The organism is Streptosporangium sp. H16, from assembly GCF_051918855.1.
Taxonomy (GTDB): Bacteria; Actinomycetota; Actinomycetes; order Streptosporangiales; family Streptosporangiaceae; genus Streptosporangium.
The window spans coordinates 222,560-239,905 of sequence record NZ_JBPXMD010000008.1 but is presented as its reverse complement, the minus strand read 5'-3'; the positions used below and the strand labels follow the sequence as shown (position 1 = coordinate 239,905).

The 17,346-nt window shown below is 70.5% G+C and carries 18 protein-coding genes; 5 read left to right on the top strand and 13 right to left on the bottom strand.

Annotation, left to right across the window (positions count from 1 at the left end; genetic code table 11):
• Positions 1–41: 41 nt before the first annotated feature.
• On the bottom strand, positions 42–680 hold the full coding sequence (locus ACTOQ2_RS16290; RefSeq protein WP_440067951.1) for a histidine phosphatase family protein: 639 nt from the start codon (positions 678–680) through the stop codon (positions 42–44).
• Positions 681–933: 253 nt separating this feature from the next.
• A complete protein-coding gene (locus tag ACTOQ2_RS16285; RefSeq protein WP_440100393.1) occupies positions 934–1,929 on the bottom strand; it encodes a LysR family transcriptional regulator in 996 nt (331 codons plus the stop codon).
• 74 nt (positions 1,930–2,003) lie between these two features.
• Here ACTOQ2_RS16285 and ACTOQ2_RS16280 point away from each other — a divergent pair, with 74 nt between their 5' ends.
• Both ACTOQ2_RS16280 and ACTOQ2_RS16275 read left to right on the top strand, forming a co-directional pair.
• Complete coding sequence (locus ACTOQ2_RS16280; RefSeq protein WP_440100392.1) at positions 2,004–2,885, top strand: EamA family transporter; 882 nt, start codon at positions 2,004–2,006, stop codon at positions 2,883–2,885.
• 43 nt (positions 2,886–2,928) lie between these two features.
• Positions 2,929–3,513, top strand: a complete 585-nt coding sequence (locus ACTOQ2_RS16275) for a Uma2 family endonuclease (RefSeq protein WP_440100391.1) — start codon at positions 2,929–2,931, stop codon at positions 3,511–3,513.
• A 9-nt stretch (positions 3,514–3,522) separates the two neighbouring features.
• Here ACTOQ2_RS16275 and ACTOQ2_RS16270 read toward each other — a convergent pair whose 3' ends face one another.
• From ACTOQ2_RS16270 to ACTOQ2_RS16260, 3 genes are read right to left on the bottom strand one after another with little or no spacing between them, the layout of a single operon-like run.
• Entirely contained in the window at positions 3,523–3,738 is a 216-nt protein-coding gene (locus ACTOQ2_RS16270) for a DUF397 domain-containing protein (protein WP_440100390.1), read from the bottom strand.
• A 48-nt stretch (positions 3,739–3,786) separates the two neighbouring features.
• Positions 3,787–3,990, bottom strand: coding sequence for a DUF397 domain-containing protein (locus tag ACTOQ2_RS16265; protein WP_440100389.1), 204 nt, complete (start codon positions 3,988–3,990; stop codon positions 3,787–3,789).
• Between the two features lie 9 nt (positions 3,991–3,999).
• Complete coding sequence (locus ACTOQ2_RS16260) at positions 4,000–4,848, bottom strand: helix-turn-helix domain-containing protein (protein WP_440100388.1); 849 nt, start codon at positions 4,846–4,848, stop codon at positions 4,000–4,002.
• A 171-nt stretch (positions 4,849–5,019) separates the two neighbouring features.
• Between ACTOQ2_RS16260 and ACTOQ2_RS16255 the strand changes: the two genes are divergently transcribed.
• Together ACTOQ2_RS16255 and ACTOQ2_RS16250 are read left to right on the top strand one after the other, a co-directional pair.
• Positions 5,020–5,307 (top strand): hypothetical protein, encoded by a 288-nt coding sequence (locus ACTOQ2_RS16255; protein WP_440100387.1) that lies wholly within the window; start codon positions 5,020–5,022, stop codon positions 5,305–5,307.
• Positions 5,304–5,813, top strand: a complete 510-nt coding sequence (locus ACTOQ2_RS16250) for an ATP-binding protein (protein WP_440100386.1) — start codon at positions 5,304–5,306, stop codon at positions 5,811–5,813. Before ACTOQ2_RS16255 ends, ACTOQ2_RS16250 begins: the two co-directional genes overlap by 4 nt.
• A 487-nt stretch (positions 5,814–6,300) precedes the next feature.
• On the opposite strand, the gene hemL is transcribed toward ACTOQ2_RS16250, so the two are convergent.
• From hemL to ACTOQ2_RS16215, 7 genes are all read right to left on the bottom strand, one after another.
• Positions 6,301–7,599 (bottom strand): glutamate-1-semialdehyde 2,1-aminomutase, encoded by a 1,299-nt coding sequence (gene hemL, locus ACTOQ2_RS16245; protein WP_440100385.1) that lies wholly within the window; start codon positions 7,597–7,599, stop codon positions 6,301–6,303.
• 194 nt (positions 7,600–7,793) lie between these two features.
• Entirely contained in the window at positions 7,794–8,435 is a 642-nt protein-coding gene (locus ACTOQ2_RS16240) for a bifunctional DNA primase/polymerase (RefSeq protein WP_440100384.1), read from the bottom strand.
• A gap of 193 nt (positions 8,436–8,628) precedes the next feature.
• Positions 8,629–9,615: a porphobilinogen synthase gene (gene hemB / locus ACTOQ2_RS16235; RefSeq protein WP_440100383.1), complete on the bottom strand. Its 987-nt coding sequence runs from the start codon at positions 9,613–9,615 to the stop codon at positions 8,629–8,631.
• Between the two features lie 285 nt (positions 9,616–9,900).
• Positions 9,901–11,481, bottom strand: a complete 1,581-nt coding sequence (locus tag ACTOQ2_RS16230; RefSeq protein ID WP_440100382.1) for a uroporphyrinogen-III synthase — start codon at positions 11,479–11,481, stop codon at positions 9,901–9,903.
• On the bottom strand, positions 11,478–12,350 hold the full coding sequence (gene hemC, locus ACTOQ2_RS16225; RefSeq protein WP_440100381.1) for a hydroxymethylbilane synthase: 873 nt from the start codon (positions 12,348–12,350) through the stop codon (positions 11,478–11,480). Before hemC ends, ACTOQ2_RS16230 begins: the two co-directional genes overlap by 4 nt.
• 44 nt (positions 12,351–12,394) lie before the next feature.
• On the bottom strand, positions 12,395–13,735 hold the full coding sequence (locus tag ACTOQ2_RS16220) for a glutamyl-tRNA reductase (RefSeq protein WP_440100380.1): 1,341 nt from the start codon (positions 13,733–13,735) through the stop codon (positions 12,395–12,397).
• 373 nt (positions 13,736–14,108) lie between these two features.
• Positions 14,109–14,816, bottom strand: coding sequence for a redox-sensing transcriptional repressor Rex (locus ACTOQ2_RS16215; protein WP_362690118.1), 708 nt, complete (start codon positions 14,814–14,816; stop codon positions 14,109–14,111).
• 293 nt (positions 14,817–15,109) lie between these two features.
• On the opposite strand from ACTOQ2_RS16215, the gene ACTOQ2_RS16210 reads away from it, so the two are divergent.
• On the top strand, positions 15,110–15,367 hold the full coding sequence (locus ACTOQ2_RS16210) for a glutaredoxin family protein (protein ID WP_440100379.1): 258 nt from the start codon (positions 15,110–15,112) through the stop codon (positions 15,365–15,367).
• A gap of 87 nt (positions 15,368–15,454) precedes the next feature.
• Here ACTOQ2_RS16210 and ACTOQ2_RS16205 read toward each other — a convergent pair whose 3' ends face one another.
• Positions 15,455–17,284 (bottom strand): antibiotic biosynthesis monooxygenase, encoded by a 1,830-nt coding sequence (locus tag ACTOQ2_RS16205; protein WP_440100378.1) that lies wholly within the window; start codon positions 17,282–17,284, stop codon positions 15,455–15,457.
• Between the last annotated feature and the right edge of the window lie 62 nt (positions 17,285–17,346).

The window sequence follows — 17,346 nt, the reverse complement described above, 5'->3', positions numbered from 1 at the left end:
CCTGTACTACAACCGGTAGAGCAATCACTGTACCGGCGAGGTCAGGCGCCCGGCACAGTGGGGCGTTTGACGAGCGCCGCCGCGGGCTCGCTGTATCCGACGCCGATCAGACGGTTTCCCTCGAAGGAGAAGCTCGTGAGGCTGGCGAGGCCGCACTGCCTGCGGCGCGGATCGTGCGGCAGGCGCCTGCCCTCGGCGGCGAGCCTGATGGTCCAGATCGGGAGCTGGTGGCTGACCATGATCGCTTCATGGCCGCGCGCCGCGTCGCGGGCGGTCTCGATCGCGGCCCTCATCCGGCTGACCAGGTGGGTGTAGCGCTCCCCCCAGGAGGGGCGGAGCGGGTTCCACAGGTAACGGTAGAAGCGCGGGTTGCGGAAGAGACCGTCACCCCTGCCGAGGGAGAGGCCCTCGAAGATGTTCTCGGCCTCGATGAGCCGCTCGTCGACCGTGACGTCCAGGCCGAAGGTCGCGGCGAGCGGCGCCGCCGTCTCCTGGGCACGCTCCAGCGGCGAGGAGAACAGCGCGGTGACGTCCCGTCCGGCGACCGTCTTGGCCACCGTCTCGGCCATCTGCCGGCCGTTGTCGGAGAGGTGGTAGTCGGGAAGCCTGCCGTACAGGACGTTGGCGGGATTGTGCACCTCACCGTGGCGCAGGAGGTGAACGACGGTGGTCTCAGGCATGGTGTCGCCAGCCTACCGACAAGTACGGGTTGGTGGCCGGGCAGGTGGGCCACCCGGGTCGGATGGGGCAGGACAGGGTCACCGCGTGAGCCCCCTCGCGCTCGCGCTCGCCCTCGTCCTCTCCTCCGCCGTCGCCCACGCCTGCTGGAACCTGATGAGCAAGCAGGCGTCCGCGCCCTGGCCTCCTGACCTCGCCGCCGCGGGGGCCTGGTCCTGCCCTTCCGGCACGAGTCACCGGGCGCGGGTGCCGGGCTCAGAAGCCGCCGGAGCCGTCACCCTCGACCGTCGAGGTCGCCGGGGAGGCCATCGCCGGAGTCGCCACCGGCCCGACGGGCTCGGAGACGGGGCCGCGGAAGTCGGCGGAGACGGCCTTCAGCGCCTCGACCGCGGCCCGGATGGCCGGGCGGCGGGCGGCGTCACTCCGCCAGAGCGCGTAGATCCTGCGCGTCGGGCGCGACCGGATCGGGACGACCCGCACCCCCGGCGGGACGAAGTCGCGGCCCAGCCGGGGAATGATGGCGCATCCCTGCCCCGCCGCGACGAGGGCCATCTGGGTCGGATACTCGTCCGCCATGCAGGTGATGTCCGGCTCCAGCTCGGCCGAGCGCAGCGTGTAGACCAGCCAGTCGTGGCAGACCGTGCCGGGCGAGGAGCTGATCCACTGCTCCCCGGACAGCTCGGCGAGCTCGATCTCGGGACGATCCGCCAGCGGGTGGGACGCGGGCAGGATCACGTCGGCGATGTCGTCGAAGAGCGTGGCCCGGGACAGCCCCTCGGGGATCGCCACCGGGCGGTTCATCCAGTCCTGGATCACCGCGAGGTCGAGCTCGCCCCTGGCCACCTCGCGGACCTGCCGCTCCGGCTCGCGCTCCATGAGCTGGAGGCGAAGGTCGGGGTGGCGCGTGCGCAGCAGGGCGAGCGCGGCGGGCATCAGGCCCCGGGCCGCCGTGGGGAAGGCGCCGATGCTCAGCCGCCCCACGACCTCGCCGCGCAGCGCCTCGAAGTCGGCCTCCGCCGTCTCGACCAGCGCGAGGATGCGCTCGGCGTGGTCGGCGAGCAGCCCGGCCGCGTCGGTCAGCCGCACGCCGCGCCCGTTGCGCTCCAGCAGGGTCGCGCCGGTCTCCCGCTCCAGCTTGGCCAGCTGCTGGGAGACCGCGGAGGGGGTCACCATGAGCGCCTCGGCCGCGGCACCCACGGAACCGTAGACGGAGACCGCGTGCAGGGCCTTGAGCCGGTTGAGATCCAACATGTAAGCAACCCTAAACGACATGAATCAGAAAGTCTCACTTGTGCTGAAATATTGTTGGAAACGACGATTGGTGGATGCGTATCCGGCACTTCCTCCTCGCCGTCGCCCTCACCGCCCTCTGGGGCTTCAACTTCGTGGTCATGGAAGCGGGACTCCGGCACTTTCCCCCGCTGCTCTACGTGGCGCTGCGCTTCCTTTTGGCCGCCTTCCCCGCCGTACTGCTCGTCGGCGGCCCCGGGGTGCCCTGGCGCAAGGTGCTCGTGGCCGGGGCGACCCTCGGCATCGGCCAGTACGCCCTGCTGCTCACGGGCATGCGTGCGGGCATGCCCGCCGGGCTGACCTCCCTCGTCGTCCAGGTCCAGGCCGTCTTCACCGCCGTCCTGGCGGTCGCCCTGCTGAGGGAACGGCTCACCCGGCGGCGGATCACCGGCATGGCGATCGCGTTCGCCGGCCTGGCACTGATCGCCGCCGACCTGGGCACCGGCGGCCCCATCGGCGCGTTCCTGCTGGTCGTCGGCGCGGCGTTCTTCTGGAGCGCGGGCAACATCGCGGTCAGGAACGCCGCGCCGCCCGACTCGTTCCGCTTCATGGTCTGGGTCTGCGGGGTCGCGGCCATCCCCATGACGGCCCTGTCCCTGCTGGTCGAAGGGGTTCCCCGGCTGGAGTTCTCGGTGGAGGGCGGCCTGTCGGTGCTCTACGTGTCACTGGTCGCCACCCTCGGCGGCTTCGGCATCTGGGGCTTCCTGCTCCAGCGCTACGACGCCTCGGTGGTCGCCCCGTCCGCCCTGCTCGTCCCGGTCTTCGGCATGTCCTCGGCCGCCCTGTTCACCGGGGAGCCGATCTCCCCCGCCAAACTCGCCGCCGCCGCCCTGATCATCTCCGGCGTCCTCTACGCGAGCACCCGCGCCCGTACGCCCGCCCTGACGAACAGGACACCGGAAGCGGAGAGAGTGTGAATCACCCCGACAGGCAACGGAGCCGGAAGCTACGGTGACCGGCATGGATGCCGCCTTCGACCATTGGCCGTCCCCGCCCCCGGAAGGCTGGACCGCCGACGACCTCGACCACCTCTCCGAAGGCCCCGACGGCGAGCCCGGCTTCTTCGAGCTGATCGACGGGGCACTCGTCTTCGCCGCCCCCCAGACGCGTTTCCACCAGCGCGTCCTGGCAGACCTGGCGACCGGCCTGAAACTGCGGGCTCCCGGGCACATCGCGGTAGTGACCCGAATGGACGTCAAGCTCGGCCACCGAACGCGCCTCTGCCCCGACATCATGGCCATCGACGCGAAGGCCGCCGATGACGACGACCGGACGTTCTACGCTCCCGGCGAGGCGCACCTCGCCGTCGAGGTCGTCTCCCCCGAGTCCGAGGACCGCGACCGCAAGACCAAGCCCTCCCGCTACGCCGAAGCGGGCATCGCGCACTTCTGGCGGGTGGAGAACAGTGGCGGCTCCCCCGTGGTCCACGTCCACGAGCTCGATCCCGCCACCCACGCGTACGCCCTCACCGGCATCCACCACGACCGGCTGACCGTCCCGGTGCCCTTCCCGATCACCATCGACCTCGGAGACCTGCCCAGATAGACACCCAGCTCAGCCCAGGCCGTCGAACTCGCCACCCTTGACGCCTCCCACGAAGGCTCGCCAGCCGTCAGAGGAAAAGCCCAGCACCGGACCTGAGGGATCTTCGCTGTCGCGAACGGCCACGATGCCGGGAAAATCGGTGGCGACCTCAACGCAGTCGGCGCCGCCGTTGCCGCTGAGACTGCTCTTGCGCCATACGGCATTGGCCAGGTAGCGCTGGGACATCCGCTCGCCCTCCCCGCACTTGGAAACCTCCTCTGACCGATCACGTGGTCAGGGGCGTGTGTCGAAGTCTCCAGTTTTGACGCGGCCGAGGAAGGCGGTCCAGTCACTCGGCGAGAAGACAAGTGTGGCGCCACCGGGGTCCTTGGAGTCGCGGACGGCGACCAGTTCCGAGACGAAGGCGACCTCGACGCAGTTGTCCGTCGTTCCCTGACTACGTGAACTCTTCCGCCAGTTGGCTTGGGGGAAGTCCATGAAGTGACCTCACTTCAACGTGTCGAGCATGTCGGACAGGTAGGCGAGGGATGTGTCGGGAGCAAGAGCCGCCGCACACAGGTGCTGGAAAATCAGTGTATATCGGGCAAGTTCGGCCGGCTTTTCCAGATAGAGACCATCGGTGCCGGTCTCCACGTAGACGATCTTCGGATCCTCGGGAAATTCCATGATGACGAACTGACCTGCCATGCCCGCGTGCAGACCGGCGGCAAGCGGCAACACCTGGATGGTGACGTGTTCCAAGGGCTCGGTGTCGATGAGCCGCTGAAGTTGTTCGCGGAAAACGAGAGGTGAGCTGAGAGGACGGACGAGGGCGGCTTCGTCGATGACGACCCAGAAGCGGGGGGAGTCCTGTTGGGTGAGGAGCCGCTGTCGCTCCAGTCTCAGCGTGACGCGTCGTTCGACCTCAGCGGGGTCGCGTACCAGTGCCGCACGAGTGATCTCCGCCGCGTACGCGGGAGTCTGTAGCAGGCCGGGGATCACGAGAGGTTCGAAGGTCGAGATGGCCGAGGCTTCGGCTTCCAGATCGATGTAACTACCGGCCAGCACGTCTTTGTAGGCGGTCCACCAACCGCGCTGGCGAGACTCCCTGGCAAGTGTGATCATCGCTTCGCGTTGGCCGGGATCGGTGACGCCGTAGACGTCGAGCAGGTCACGGACATCGCGAGGGTTGGGCCGTTGCCACTGGGCGGTCTCGATCCGGCTGAGTTTGCCTCGTGACCATTCCAGACGTTCGGCGACCGAGTCGGCGGTCATGTTCGCCGCTTCGCGCAGGCGTCGCAACTCGCCCGAGAGGCGACGGCGGCGAACGGTGGGGCTCTGCCTGCTGGCGGTCATGGCTGCGTCTCCTTGTGGCCGGTTGCGATCGTAGGGCATCTGAGTGAACCAGAGATTGAAACCTCAATAGGAGAATGCCAATGGTTGGCATTGCGATTTTAACTGTAACGGTCCAGGATGACTGCGGAGCGTAATCCGTCGAGCAGTGGCTTACGACAGGAGGACGGCGACATGAGCGCGCACGATCCGCAAGAGCAGTTCACTCACCTGGTGCGACTCGGCTGGGACCTGAGAGGTCTGGGCCTGGGCACATCGCTGGTGCTTCCCCGAACGGGGCAGCCGGTCCTGGAGGTCATGTCCGGCAGCGAGACCCGCGTCCGCATCACCGTCGTCCGCCGCGCCTGCGGGTGGGTGTTCGTCTGGCGCCCGTGGTGGGCCAGGGTGTGGCGGCCCGGCGAAGCGGTGTGGGCCGAGGCGGACAACGCGGCCGACGTCATCGTCTCGGCGGCGATCGCGTGAACGCGTCCTGCCAGGCCGCCTGCCGGTACGAGCGGCAGCGGACGGCCTCGGAACGCTGGGCCGTGCTGCACCCGCTGGGTCACGCCGAGTTCGCGGGAACCCCCTGCTCGGTCGCGACAGTCCGCGCCTGGGCGCGACACCTGCTGACCGGGAGAGTCGCCGACGCCGCCCTCGACGACGTGGTGCTGCTGCTCAGCGAGGTCGTGACCAACTCCGTCGTCCACTCCGACTCCGGACACGCGCCCGAGGGGTCGGTAACGGTCTGCCTCGGCCTGGGCGCCGGCATGGTGCACGCCGAAGTGATCGACGACGGCTCGGCGACCAGCCTGCCATTCGTCCGCGCGGCCGCCCCCGACAGCGACGGCGGACGCGGCCTGCTCCTGGTCGAGGCCATGACCACCACCTGGGGCACCCACCACGGCCCCGAAGCGGGCACCACCGTCTGGTTCCGCCTACCAGCCAACGAAACCAACAGAACCGACGAACCCGGTTCCCTCCCCAACTGACCCACTTGGCCGAAGCTCCTCTTTCGAGGCGTACCCCTCCTTCGGTCACAGTGGCGGTCCGATCCCTGCGCCAAGCCGTGACCAGCACCGACAAGCCGCAGCACGCCAACCAGCCGACAGCGAACCACGACGAGCCCGATGCAATCACGATGAGCCCCCTGCGCTCCTTCCCGCACCGGCGCTTCAGCTACGGCGAACAACCCCGAAAACGGCCCCGTACGGATTGCTTCAGCGTCCCAGAGCACACTGGGCGGCCCGCAAGAAAGCGACTACGGTCTACACGGCATACGGCGAGACGGGTCGTGTGCGGAGGTGGGTGGGTGTTCCGGGCGGCTTATAAAAATCCGTAACCAGCGCGCCCGCCAGGCCGGAGGCCTGACACACCGGAGCCGCCACCAACGACGGCCGCCCGGAGCACCCACCCACCGGAGCGCGCGCCTACCAAAGCACGAGCCATCCAACCCGCTTTAAACGAACACTCGCACCGCTAACCGGAAACAGAAGCGGCGGCCTTGGCGGCGACCGGAAGAGCCTCGGCGATACGGGAGAGCGCCTCGTCGTCGTGGGCCGAAGACAGGAACCACGCCTCGTACGCCGACGGCGGCAGGTAGACGCCCTGGTCGAGCATCGCGTGGAAGAACGCCCGGTAGGCGGCGGTGTCCTGCTTCTGGGCGGTGGCGAAGTCGGTGACCCGCTCGTCGGTGAAGAAGATCGAGAACAGGCTCCCGGCGCGCTGCAGGCGGTGCGGCACCCCGGCCGCGGACAGGGCGTCGGCGGCGGCGCGGCCGATGACCAGTGCCGCGGCGTCGACCCGGTCGTAGACCCCCTCGTCGCAGGCGCGCAGGGTGGCCAGGCCGGCCGCGCAGGCCAGCGGGTTCCCCGACAGGGTGCCCGCCTGGTAGACCGGCCCCTCCGGCGCGAGGTGGGCCATCACATCGGCGCGCCCGCCGAACGCGGCGGCGGGCAGGCCGCCGCCCATGACCTTCCCGAAGGTCATGAGGTCGGCGTCGACCGGGTCGAGCCCGTACCAGCCGGACTCCGACACCCTGAAACCGGTGAGCACCTCGTCGACGATCAGCAGCGCGCCGTGCGCCGTGCACAGCTCGCGCAGCGTGGCGTTGAACCCGTCGAGCGGCGGGACGACGCCCATGTTGGCCGGGCACGCCTCGGTGATCACGCACGCGATGTCGGCGCCGAAGGTCTGGAAGGCCTCCGTGACCGCCTCGACCGAGTTGTACGGCAGCACCACGGTGTCGGCGGCCGAGGCGCCGGTCACGCCGGGGGTGTCGGGCAGGCCGAAGGTCACCACACCGGAACCGGCCGAGGCGAGCAGGGCGTCGACGTGGCCGTGGTAGCAGCCCGCGAACTTCACGATCTTGGATCGGCCGGTGAACCCGCGGGCCAGCCGCACGGCGGACATGGTGGCCTCGGTACCGGAGCTGACCAGGCGGACCTTCTCCACCGGCTCCACCCGGGCGACGATCTCCTCGGCGAGCTCGACCTCACCGGGGGTCGCCGTACCGAACGAGGTGCCGTCGCGCAGCGCCTCCTGCAGGGCCTCGATCACGGCGGGGTGCCGGTGGCCGAGGATCATCGGCCCCCACGAGCAGACCAGGTCGACGTAGCGGTTGCCGTCGACGTCGGTGATGTAGGGGCCCTGCCCCGAGGTCATGAAGCGCGGCGTCCCGCCGACGGCGCCGAAGGCTCGGACCGGGGAGTTGACGCCCCCGGGGACGATCTCGCGTGCGCGGGCGAACAGGGCCTCGGAGTTATCAGTACGGCTCACGCCCTACAGGTTAGTCACCGTGAGACGGAGCTCTGCCCGTCCCATACGGGTCCGCCCCGGTCTTCACCGGAACGGGGCATCCGCCGCAGGACGGTGGGACATCGTGGACGGGCGCCTTCCGACTCACTCACGGATGATCACCGCTCACGAGTGACGTCCGCCTCACGAGTGATGTCCGCCTCACGGGCGACGGCTCACTCGCAGGTGTCGGCGAGCCAGTCGAGGACGCGCAGAGGGTCGGGCAGCGGGCGCCCGTCGGGCGGGCGCAGCCACGAGCCGGACCCGCCGGTCGGCAGCAGCGAGGGCGGGGCGAGGACGTAGCTGTCGCGGCAGTGCCAGCGCAGGCCGGGCATCTCGTCGATGGTGGACGGGCCGAAGTCGAGGGCGCAGGTCCACCACTCGTCCTCGTCGTCGGAGGCGTTCCTGGTGGCCACGAAGAACAGGGCCCGGTCGCCGTTGACGGCGACCGGGCCTGAGGTGGCTCCCGCGGAGTCCATGTTCGCGAGGGTGGTGCGCCCCGCGGCGAGCGGTACGTCGAAGACGTCGAACACCCGCCCCGTGGGAAGGACCACGTTCGCCTCGGGCTCGTACCGCCACCAGTTGGTGAGCAGAGTGGGGTCGGTGGTGGCCTGCATCTGCCAGGCCCGCGAGAGCGGGTGGGCTCCCGGGTCGGGACAGCCGACCCGGTCGCACGAGCAGGAGCGCGAACCGCCCTTCAGCGGCCTCGCGCCGGGACAGCTCGCCCAGCCCAGCGCGGCGTACTCCAGCACAGAATTGATCATCTGCTTCGAATGAGCATGCCGTCTACTTCGACGAACCATCGGTACCCCGACCATTGTGTCCTCCGTCGTCCGCGCATCCCGCGTGTCACCCGGATGCGATCGACCTGTCCACACTCTGGTCAGTGAAGAACGTCAAATACCCAGGGTCTACGCCACCTGGGACACATCCGCACCGGTTATCGCACTCTAACGCACACGCTTCTCCACCAAGCGACGAACCTCCAGTTCTCGGCACGTGCCGTCGGTCTCATCTCAGTTTCGCGGCCACCTCGGTCGCCCAGTAGGTGAGGATCATGTCGGCCCCCGCCCTGCGGATCGCGACCAGCGACTCCATGATCGCCCGGTCCCGGTCGATCCAGCCGTTCGCCGCCGCGGCCTCGACCATGGCGTACTCACCGCTGACCTGGTACGCCGCCACCGGCACGTCCACGGCGTCGCGCACCTGGCGCAGGATGTCGAGGTAGGCCAGCGCGGGCTTGACCATGACGGCGTCGGCGCCCTCGTCGAGGTCCAGCCGCACCTCGCGCAGCGCCTCGCCGACCGGTCCCGCCGCGTCCTGCTGGTAGGCGTTGCGGTCGCCGAACTGGGGAGCGCACTCGGCCGCCTCGCGGAACGGGCCGTAGAACGCCGAGGCGTACTTGGCCGAGTACGCCAGGATCGGGATCTGCTCGAAGCCGTCGCCGTCCAGGGCCGCCCTGATCGCCGCGACCTGGCCGTCCATCATGCCGCTCGGCGCGATGACCTGCGACCCGGCCCGCGCCTGGGCCACCGCCGAGGCCGCGTAGCGCTCCAGGGTGGCGTCGTTGTCGACCTCCCCGTCCGGGGTGAGGATGCCGCAGTGCCCGTGGTCGGTGAACTCGTCCAGGCAGGTGTCGGTCATCACCACCAGCGTGTCGCCCACGTCGGCGACCAGATCGGCGACGGCGAGCTGGACGATTCCCTCCGGGTCGTCGGCGGCCGACCCTCGGCTGTCCTTCACCGCGGGGACGCCGAACAGGATCAGCCCGCCGACCCCGGCCTCGGCGGCCTCGTGGGCGGCCTTGCGCAGCGAGTCGCGGGTGTGCTGAAACACCCCGGGCATCGAGCCGATCGGGTTCGGCTCGGCGATGCCCTCCTTCACGAACATCGGAAGCACCAGCTCCGCCGGGTGCAGCCGGGTTCCGGCCACCATCCGGCGCATCGGTGCCGTACGGCGGAGCCTGCGCGGGCGCGCGACAGGGAACTGGGCCGTCATGTTGTCTCCCCCTCTCCCCGGCCGGTAGGGGAACTGCGGGCCGGAGGAGCTCGGTGTGTGTTCCTGGCTCGCCGCTCGACACGGCGCGGTGCCTGCCGCGACACCGATCGACGTGACACGGTGCCGGCCGTGACACCGATCAACATGACGCGGTGCCGACCAGCGTGACGCGGTGCCGGCCGCGACGCCGATCCTCGCGGCGGCGATCACGCCCCGCGGCGCTCGCCGGGGGCGTCGAACGCGGCCTGCCCGCCCGTCGTGCACGGGCGAGCGCCACTCTCAAGGTTACTTGGCGCGGCGCCGGGCTCCCCGCCGGGTCTGCGAGGGCCTGCGAGGGGTGTCCCCCGCCACGACGGCGGCCTGCCGCTGCTTGGCACCATACTCCGCCAGCGCCGCCGCGAGGGCGGAAGCCGAGGGCTTGTCGGCCATCACGTCGACGCGGAGCCCGAACTCCTCGGCGGTCTTCGCGGTCTGCGGGCCGATCACGGCGATGACCGTGACGTTGTGCGGCTTGCCCGCGATGCCCACCAGGTTGCGGACGGTGCTCGACGAGGTGAACAGCACCGCGTCGAACCCGCCGCCCTTGATGGCCTCGCGGGTCGGGGCGGGCGGCGGCGCGGCGCGGACGGTCCGGTAGGCGGTCACGTCGTCGCACTCCCAGCCCAGCTCGGTCAGCCCGGCCACGAGCGTCTCGGTCGCGATGTCGGCGCGCGGCAGCAGCACCCGGTTGATCGGGTCGAGCATCGAGTCGTACGGGGGCCACTCGGCCAGCAGGCCCTCCGACGACTGCTCGCCGGACGGCATCAGGTCGGGCTTGACGCCGAAGCTCACCAGCGCCCGCGCGGTGCTGTCGCCCACGGCCGCGACCTTGAGCCCGGCGAACGCGCGGGCGTCCAGGCCGTACTCCTCGAACTTCTCGCGCACGGCCTTGACCGCGTTCGCGCTGGTGAAGGCGACCCACTCGTAGCGTCCGGTGACCAGGCCCTTGATCGCACGGTCCATCTGCTGCGGGGTGCGCGGCGGCTCGACGGAGATCGTGGGAACCTCCTCGGGCACCGCGCCGTACGAGCGCAACTGCTCGACCAGGCTGGCCGACTGCTCCTTGGTCCTGGGCACGAGCACCCGCCAGCCGAACAGCGGCTTGGTCTCGAACCACGACAGCCGGTCGCGCATGCCGACGGCCTCGCCGACCACGATCAGCGCGGGCTCGGTCATCCCCGCGTGCTTGAGATCGGGCGCGAGCCGGCCCAGCGTGGTCACCACGGTGTGCTGCTCGGTGGTGGTGCCCGCGCTGCTGACCGCCACGGGCGTCGAGTCGGGACGGCCCGCCGCGATCAGCGCCTTGCCGATCGGGACGGCCTGGGCGATGCCGTTGTAGATCACCAGGGTGCCCGCCCCGGTGGCGTACGTGGACCAGTCGTCGATCTGGGTCGCGTCCACGACCCGGAACTCGGGCACCGACACCGCGGCGGGGATGCCCGCGTAGGTGAGCACCGCCGTCGCCGGCGGCACGCCGGGCACGATCTCGAAGTCCACCTCCGCCTTGGCACAGGCCGCGACCTCCTCGGTGATCGAGGAGAAGAACATCGGGTCGCCCGCGCACAACCGCACGACGCCGCTGCCGCCCTTGGCGGTCTTGACGACCTTCAGCGAGACGGCGCCGTCCTCGGCCACGTCGACGATCTCGACGTCCTCGCGGCAGTGGCGCAGCAGCGGGCCGTACGCCTCCCGGTCGAGGATGACGACGTCCGCCTTGGAAAGCAGGTCGGCGCCACGCAGCGTGAGCAGGCCCTCATCACCGGGACCCGCGCCGACGAAGGCGACGAACCCGGACGGGCGCTCGAAGGTGGTACTTCCGGAGCTCAATGTGCTCGCTCCCCTATCAACGTGCCGGCCCCTTCCGCGATCATCTCGGCCGCGAGGTCGCGGCCGAGATCCATGGGCGCGGAAGAGCTTCCGGCGGTGGACTTGCGCACCGCGCGCCTGCCGTCGACGGCGACGACAGCGGCGGTAAGGATCAGATCGGGCCCGTTCTCGGCCGAGTACGCGCCCACCGGGGCGGCGCACCCCGCCTCCAGGGCGTTGAGCACCGCGCGCTCGGCGGTGACCGCGGCCCGGGTGCGGGCGTCGTCGAGCACGCTCAGCAGCTCGACCAGGTCGGAGCGGTCGGAGCGGCACTCCACGGCCAGCGCCCCCTGACCCGGGGCGGGCAGCATCTCCTCGACCTCGAAGATCTGGGAGATCTCGGCGTCGCGGCCCAGCCGGCCGAGCCCGGCGGCGGCGAGCACGACGCCCTGCAACTGGCCGGAGGCCACCTTGCCGATGCGGGTGTCGGCGTTGCCGCGGATCGGCACGTAGTCAAGATCAGGACGGATCATCCGGAGCTGGGCGATCCGGCGCGGGGAACCGGTGCCGATCTTCGCGCCGGGCGGCAGGTCGGCCAGCTTGGCGACGCTCACCAGGGCGTCCCTGGGGTCGTCGCGCGGCGGGATCGCCGCGATGACCACGCGCGGGTCGGGCGTGGTGGGCAGGTCCTTCAGCGAGTGCACCGCGAAGTCGATCGCGCCCTCGATCAGCTTGTCGCGCAGCGCGCTGACGAAGACCCCCGTGCCGCCGAGCTGCGTGAGGTCGGCCTTGGTCACGTCGCCGAAGGTGGTGACGCCGACCAGCTCGACGGCCGCGCCGGTCAGCTCGGTGAGGCGAGCGGCGACCAGGCCCGACTGCGTCGTCGCCATGACGCTCCGCCTGGTCCCCAGCCGGAGCGAAGAAGAAACACCTCTCACAGGCCTGCCTCCTTCTTGCTCGGCTCGGTGTTCTTACCCGGCTCGGCGTCGATCGTCTCGATGCGCCTCACCGCTTCGGGCACCTTCGGGTCAAGATTGAACAGCTCGCGCAGCGCTTCGGCGTAATGATCGCCCGCCGGGGACTCCGCCAGCTGCTTGACGCGCACGGTGGGCTCGTGGAGCAGCTTGTCGACCACGCGCCTGACGGTCTGGCCGACCTCGTCCCTGACGCGCCCCTCAAGATCGGGGACCCGCGCGACGAGCCGTCCGAGCTCCGCCTCGACCACCTGGGCCGCCTTGCTCCGCAGCGCCACCACGGTCGGCGTGACGCGCGCGGCGCGCTCGGCCGACAGGTAGGCGGTGACCTCCTCGGCGACGATGCCGCGCACGGCGGTGACCGCCTCGGCGCGACCGCCGTCGTCGGTGCCGGCGTCGGCCTCGCCCTCCTGCATGGACTCCAGGTCGACCAGCGTCACACCGGGCAGCCGCCGCACGGCGGGGTCGATGTCGTGCGGCAGGGCCAGGTCCAGCAGGAACGTCTCGCGGGGGGTCACCATGTCGGCCGTGATGACCACGTCGGTGGCGCCGGTGCAGGAGATGACCAGGTCGGCCTCCGCCAGCTCGGCCGCCAGGTCGCCGAATCCGGCGGCCCTGCCGCCGACCGTCTGTGCCAGCCGCACGGCGCGCTCGTGGGTCCGGTTGACCACCACGATGTCGGTGACGCCCGCCCGCTGCAGGGTCGCGGCCGACAGGGCGCTCATCGAGCCGGCGCCGACCACCAGGGCCCGCTTCCCCTCCAGGGGGCCGAGGGCGCGCTCGGCGAGGGTGAGCCCCACGCCGACGAGGGAGGCGCCCGCCCGGTCGATGCCGGTCTCGGTGTGCGAGCGCTTGCCCACCCGCAGTGACTGCTGGACGAGCTCGTTGAGCGTCGGGCCGAGGGTGCCCTCCTCCTGGGCGAGCCTGAGCGCCGAACGCACCTGGCCGAGGATCTGTCCCTCTCCCACGACCATCGAGTCGAGGCCGGAGCCGACCGAGAACAGGTGCTCGACGGCACGGTCCTCGTAGTGCACGTAGAGGTGGGAGGCCAGCTGCTCCATGGAAACGCCGGAGTGGGCGCTGAGCAGCCGGGAGAGCGAGGTCACCGCGGCGTGGAACCGGTCGACCTCGGCGTAGATCTCGACCCGGTTGCACGTCGAGACGACCATGCTCTCGGCGACGTGGACATCCTGCTGGATGTCCTGGAGCAGCTTCACCAGCGAGTCACCGGAGACGGAGACCCGTTCCAGCAGGGCCACCGGTGCCGTCCGGTGGCTCAGGCCGACGACGAGAACGCTCATCGGCCCTCTCCCGCCTTCCGGTCGCTCCGGAAGGATCCGCGATTTCGAGGGGCTCCCGAGTCCCGGGAGACTCGTGAGTCCCGGGATCCACGAGAGGCTCCGGAACCGCGAGAGGAGAGGTGGCCGCCCCGGGCCTGGGCCGCGGCGCTCGCCGCACTGCTCGTCACCCTGCTCATGCTCGCCGTACTCGTGCTCGCCGTCTCCGTATTCGTCCTCATACGCGCCATCGTCATGGTGATCGTCATGCTCGTCGTGATCGTCCGGGACGTCGCGGCCGTCCGGGAAAGCGTCATAGGCGTCCGGGAAGGCCGGGAGATGCCGTGCCCGTCAGCGTGCCCGTCAGCGTGCCCGCCGGCTCGTGCACCGTGCCTGTTCACAAGTCCACCGCCTCGGGCCACTCCTCGGCCATCGCGGGCCCCCCACTCATCCGATCCGCCTTGCGTTGCTCGTGAAACGCCAAGATCTGCAATTCAATCGACAGGTCGACCTTACGGATATCGACGCCTTCCGGCACGGAAAGGACGACGGGGGCGAAGTTCAGGATGCTGGTGACCCCTACGGCGACGACCCGGTCGGCCACCTGCTGGGCCGCCACGGCCGGTGTCGCGAGCACCACGATCGACACTCCCCGCCGCCTTATCACGGCTTCCAGCTCGTCGATGTGCTCCACATTCAATCCCGCGATGTGGTCGCCCACCACTTCGGGGTCCGCGTCGAGCAGCGCCGCGACCCTGAACCCGCGGGAGACGAACCCGCCGTAATTGGCGAGCGCACGCCCGAGGTTACCCACTCCGACGATGGCGACAGCCCAGTCCTGGGTGAGACCCAGCTCACGGGAGATCTGGTAGATGAGGTATTCGACGTCGTAGCCGACCCCCCGGGTGCCGTACGACCCCAGGTGGGAGAGATCCTTGCGGAGCTTGGCCGAGTTGACGCCCGCCGCGACGGCGAGATCCTCCGAGCTCACGGTCGCCAGGCCACGCTCGGCCATGCCGTTCAGCGCTCGCAGATAGAGCGGCAGCCGGGCGACGGTCGCCTCGGGAATGCCGCGTTCGCGGGCTTGGGACAGACGGCGGATCACGTGCCGGAACTCCAGGGGGACAGGCGGCCGGCGCGGCCCGGACGCGACGGATGACGAGGTGAAACCACTGTCATTCAGGTTAGTCCTTTTGTGAACCGATGCACAAAGTGAGTGTTCACAATCTTGGCCGTGCCCCCCTCCGGTCCGTCCTCCGCCCCCTCACCAGGCCCTGGAACCGCGCGTACGGCGGGCGCGAGCCCCGTCGCCACCGGGCCTTTCCGGCCGCCGGACCCGATCTTCACCCCTCGCCGCGAGGACCGGCGCGTCGCCGCGTTTCGGCTACCGTGGCGGTCATGTCACCGCGAGACCATCGCATCACCCTGCTCGGCAAACCCGGTTGCCACCTGTGCGACGACGCGCGGGCGGTGATCGAGCGGGTCGCCGCGGACCTCGGCGTCCCGTGGGAGGAGCGCGACATCACGGCCTCCGAGGAGGACCAGGCCCGCTACTGGGAGATGATCCCGGTCACCCTTGTCGACGGGGTGCAGCACGACTTCTGGCGCGTCGACGAGAACCGCCTGCGCGCTGCCCTCGCCGCCCTCGACGCCTAGCCACCGTCGGCGCCACACCTGAGGGACGCTCCTCGCCCGTGAGCGCCCCGGGTGGCCACCTGACACAGGCCACCCGCGCCGCGCTCGCTACCTGAAGGCGGTCGGGAGCGGCATCACCTTCGCGGCGTTCACGGTGAGTTCGATCACATTGGTGGCGAGCACCATCGTCTGGCGCTCGGTGACGAAGCGCTGCGTGTGGGGCTGGCGCTGGTGGTCGCTGTAGGCGACCTCGTCCCGGTAGAGCTCGTAGACGATGCGCTGGAGAGGCGCCGACTTCACCGAGTGGCAGGTGTAGACGAGCGTGTCCGGCTCGGAGCGGCGCACCGCCTCGACGGTCTCCTCCGCGAGCCGGTCGAATCTCTCGCCGGTGCCGTCGAGCAGGGTGAAGACCGTCAGCAGGCCGAAGATGCTCGGCGAGGGGCGGTTCGAGCCACCCGGCAGGTCACCGGCCCCGCCCGGCGTTCCCGGCCCGCCCGGATACATGGCACCGGTCGAGGGGGTGACGCCGAACGCCTGGTCGTAGCCCTGCGAGCTCCCCCGGTCGTAGCCTCGGGAGCCTCCGCGCCCCTGCTCGGAGCCCGGGGAGGGCGCGCCGCCGAAGGCCTGGTCGGCGGGCATCGGCTGGAGGCTTCCCGACCTGCCGGGGCCGGGCACGCCCGGTATGCCGAACTCGCCGGTGCCCGGCCCCGCGGGCCTGCCGAAGTCACCGGTCCCCCCGGGCCTGCCGAACTCGCCGGTGCCCGGGCCTGACGGCCTGCCGGAACCGGGGGCGCCGTGCCTGCCGAACTCGTGGGCCGGGATGTTGTACTCACCGGTCGCCGGGCCGGGCACGCCCGGCATGCCGAACTGGCCGGTGACCGGCGGCGGCTGCCTGCCGGGATCACCGCCGCGCCTGCCGGGGTCACCGCCGGACGGCTGGTCGGCGGGCGGCATGCCGTATTCGCCCGCCATGAACATCCCCGTGGCAGGGCCGCCGAACCTGTCGTCGGGCGAGGAGGGTTGCTGCTGCCGCATGCGCGCAGCGTAGTCGACGTCCTGCTCACCCGCCCGGTACTCGGCCACGAGGTCACCGAGGCCTGAGCGGCGGGGCGCCTCCTCGGCCAGGGCGCGGGCGGGGGGACTATCCGGGGTCACGCGGCGGCCGGCGACCTGCACGTCGCGGGGCTCGTACTCGGGGCGGCGCGGCCGCGGGGGGCGGTCCTCCCACTCGTCGTCCGCGTCGTCCGCGTCCTCGTCGTCGTCCTCGTAGGGCGCGAGCGGGCGGAGCATGGCGTACCAGACCGCGGCGGCGGTGACGAAGAGCAGGAGCGCGGTGAACATCCCGGACACCGCGAAACTGACGGCTCCGACGAGGGCGAGGCCGGTGGGGCCGAGCACCAGGAGCGCGTGCATGTTGTCGGCGTCGTAGTCGTCACCGCCGCGCCAGCGGAGGACCGCCAGCAGCAACCCGCCCAGCAGCACGAGCGCGACGATCACATGGACGGTCCCGAGCAGGTAGGCCGGGGGCAGGTTCCAGTGGCGGCTGCCCAGCGGGAGGGCCTTGGCGAAGTCCTTCTCCTGCAGGACCGGGTCGACCGCCAGGATCACCGTGGCGATGACGGTGAAGGCGATCCCCAGGAGCCAGGAGGAGAACCTGGCCGCGCCCTTGCGAGCCATCAACTGGATGACCCCGACGGCCAGCCACAGCGGCGCCAGCATGGATCCGGTCAGTTGATAAATACGGAACGTGCCTGTCCCAAATCCGATCAGATAACCGGTGGCGATTACTCCGAGTGAGACCGAGAGAGACGCCGTCGTGATGCTCCAGGCGATCAGCCAGCCCTTGGGCTCACTGCGGAGGCGACTGACGAGAGCACCGGTGGCGATGGCTGCGAGCAATGCACCGGCGAAGGCGATGACAGCGACGAGGACTTCCATGGTGTCTCCAATGCTGCCGGACATTACCCCCCAACCGGTAGCCGAACCCTCGGTCGGCTCCC

What these genes read in the sequence shown, in the direction of transcription:
- ACTOQ2_RS16255 (WP_440100387.1), top strand. Translation starts at nt 5,020, where the DNA reads ATGAGCGCGCACGATCCGCAAGAGCAGTTCACTCACCTGGTGCGACTC.
- ACTOQ2_RS16205 (WP_440100378.1), bottom strand. Translation starts at nt 17,284, where the DNA reads ATGGAAGTCCTCGTCGCTGTCATCGCCTTCGCCGGTGCATTGCTCGCA.
- ACTOQ2_RS16290 (WP_440067951.1), bottom strand. Translation starts at nt 680, where the DNA reads ATGCCTGAGACCACCGTCGTTCACCTCCTGCGCCACGGTGAGGTGCAC.
- ACTOQ2_RS16270 (WP_440100390.1), bottom strand. Translation starts at nt 3,738, where the DNA reads ATGTCCCAGCGCTACCTGGCCAATGCCGTATGGCGCAAGAGCAGTCTC.
- ACTOQ2_RS16285 (WP_440100393.1), bottom strand. Translation starts at nt 1,929, where the DNA reads ATGTTGGATCTCAACCGGCTCAAGGCCCTGCACGCGGTCTCCGTCTAC.
- ACTOQ2_RS16220 (WP_440100380.1), bottom strand. Translation starts at nt 13,735, where the DNA reads ATGAGCGTTCTCGTCGTCGGCCTGAGCCACCGGACGGCACCGGTGGCC.
- ACTOQ2_RS16240 (WP_440100384.1), bottom strand. Translation starts at nt 8,435, where the DNA reads ATGGTCGGGGTACCGATGGTTCGTCGAAGTAGACGGCATGCTCATTCG.
- ACTOQ2_RS16280 (WP_440100392.1), top strand. Translation starts at nt 2,004, where the DNA reads ATGCGTATCCGGCACTTCCTCCTCGCCGTCGCCCTCACCGCCCTCTGG.
- ACTOQ2_RS16275 (WP_440100391.1), top strand. Translation starts at nt 2,929, where the DNA reads ATGGATGCCGCCTTCGACCATTGGCCGTCCCCGCCCCCGGAAGGCTGG.
- hemC (WP_440100381.1), bottom strand. Translation starts at nt 12,350, where the DNA reads ATGGCGACGACGCAGTCGGGCCTGGTCGCCGCTCGCCTCACCGAGCTG.
- ACTOQ2_RS16210 (WP_440100379.1), top strand. Translation starts at nt 15,110, where the DNA reads ATGTCACCGCGAGACCATCGCATCACCCTGCTCGGCAAACCCGGTTGC.
- hemB (WP_440100383.1), bottom strand. Translation starts at nt 9,615, where the DNA reads ATGACGGCCCAGTTCCCTGTCGCGCGCCCGCGCAGGCTCCGCCGTACG.
- ACTOQ2_RS16260 (WP_440100388.1), bottom strand. Translation starts at nt 4,848, where the DNA reads ATGACCGCCAGCAGGCAGAGCCCCACCGTTCGCCGCCGTCGCCTCTCG.
- ACTOQ2_RS16265 (WP_440100389.1), bottom strand. Translation starts at nt 3,990, where the DNA reads ATGGACTTCCCCCAAGCCAACTGGCGGAAGAGTTCACGTAGTCAGGGA.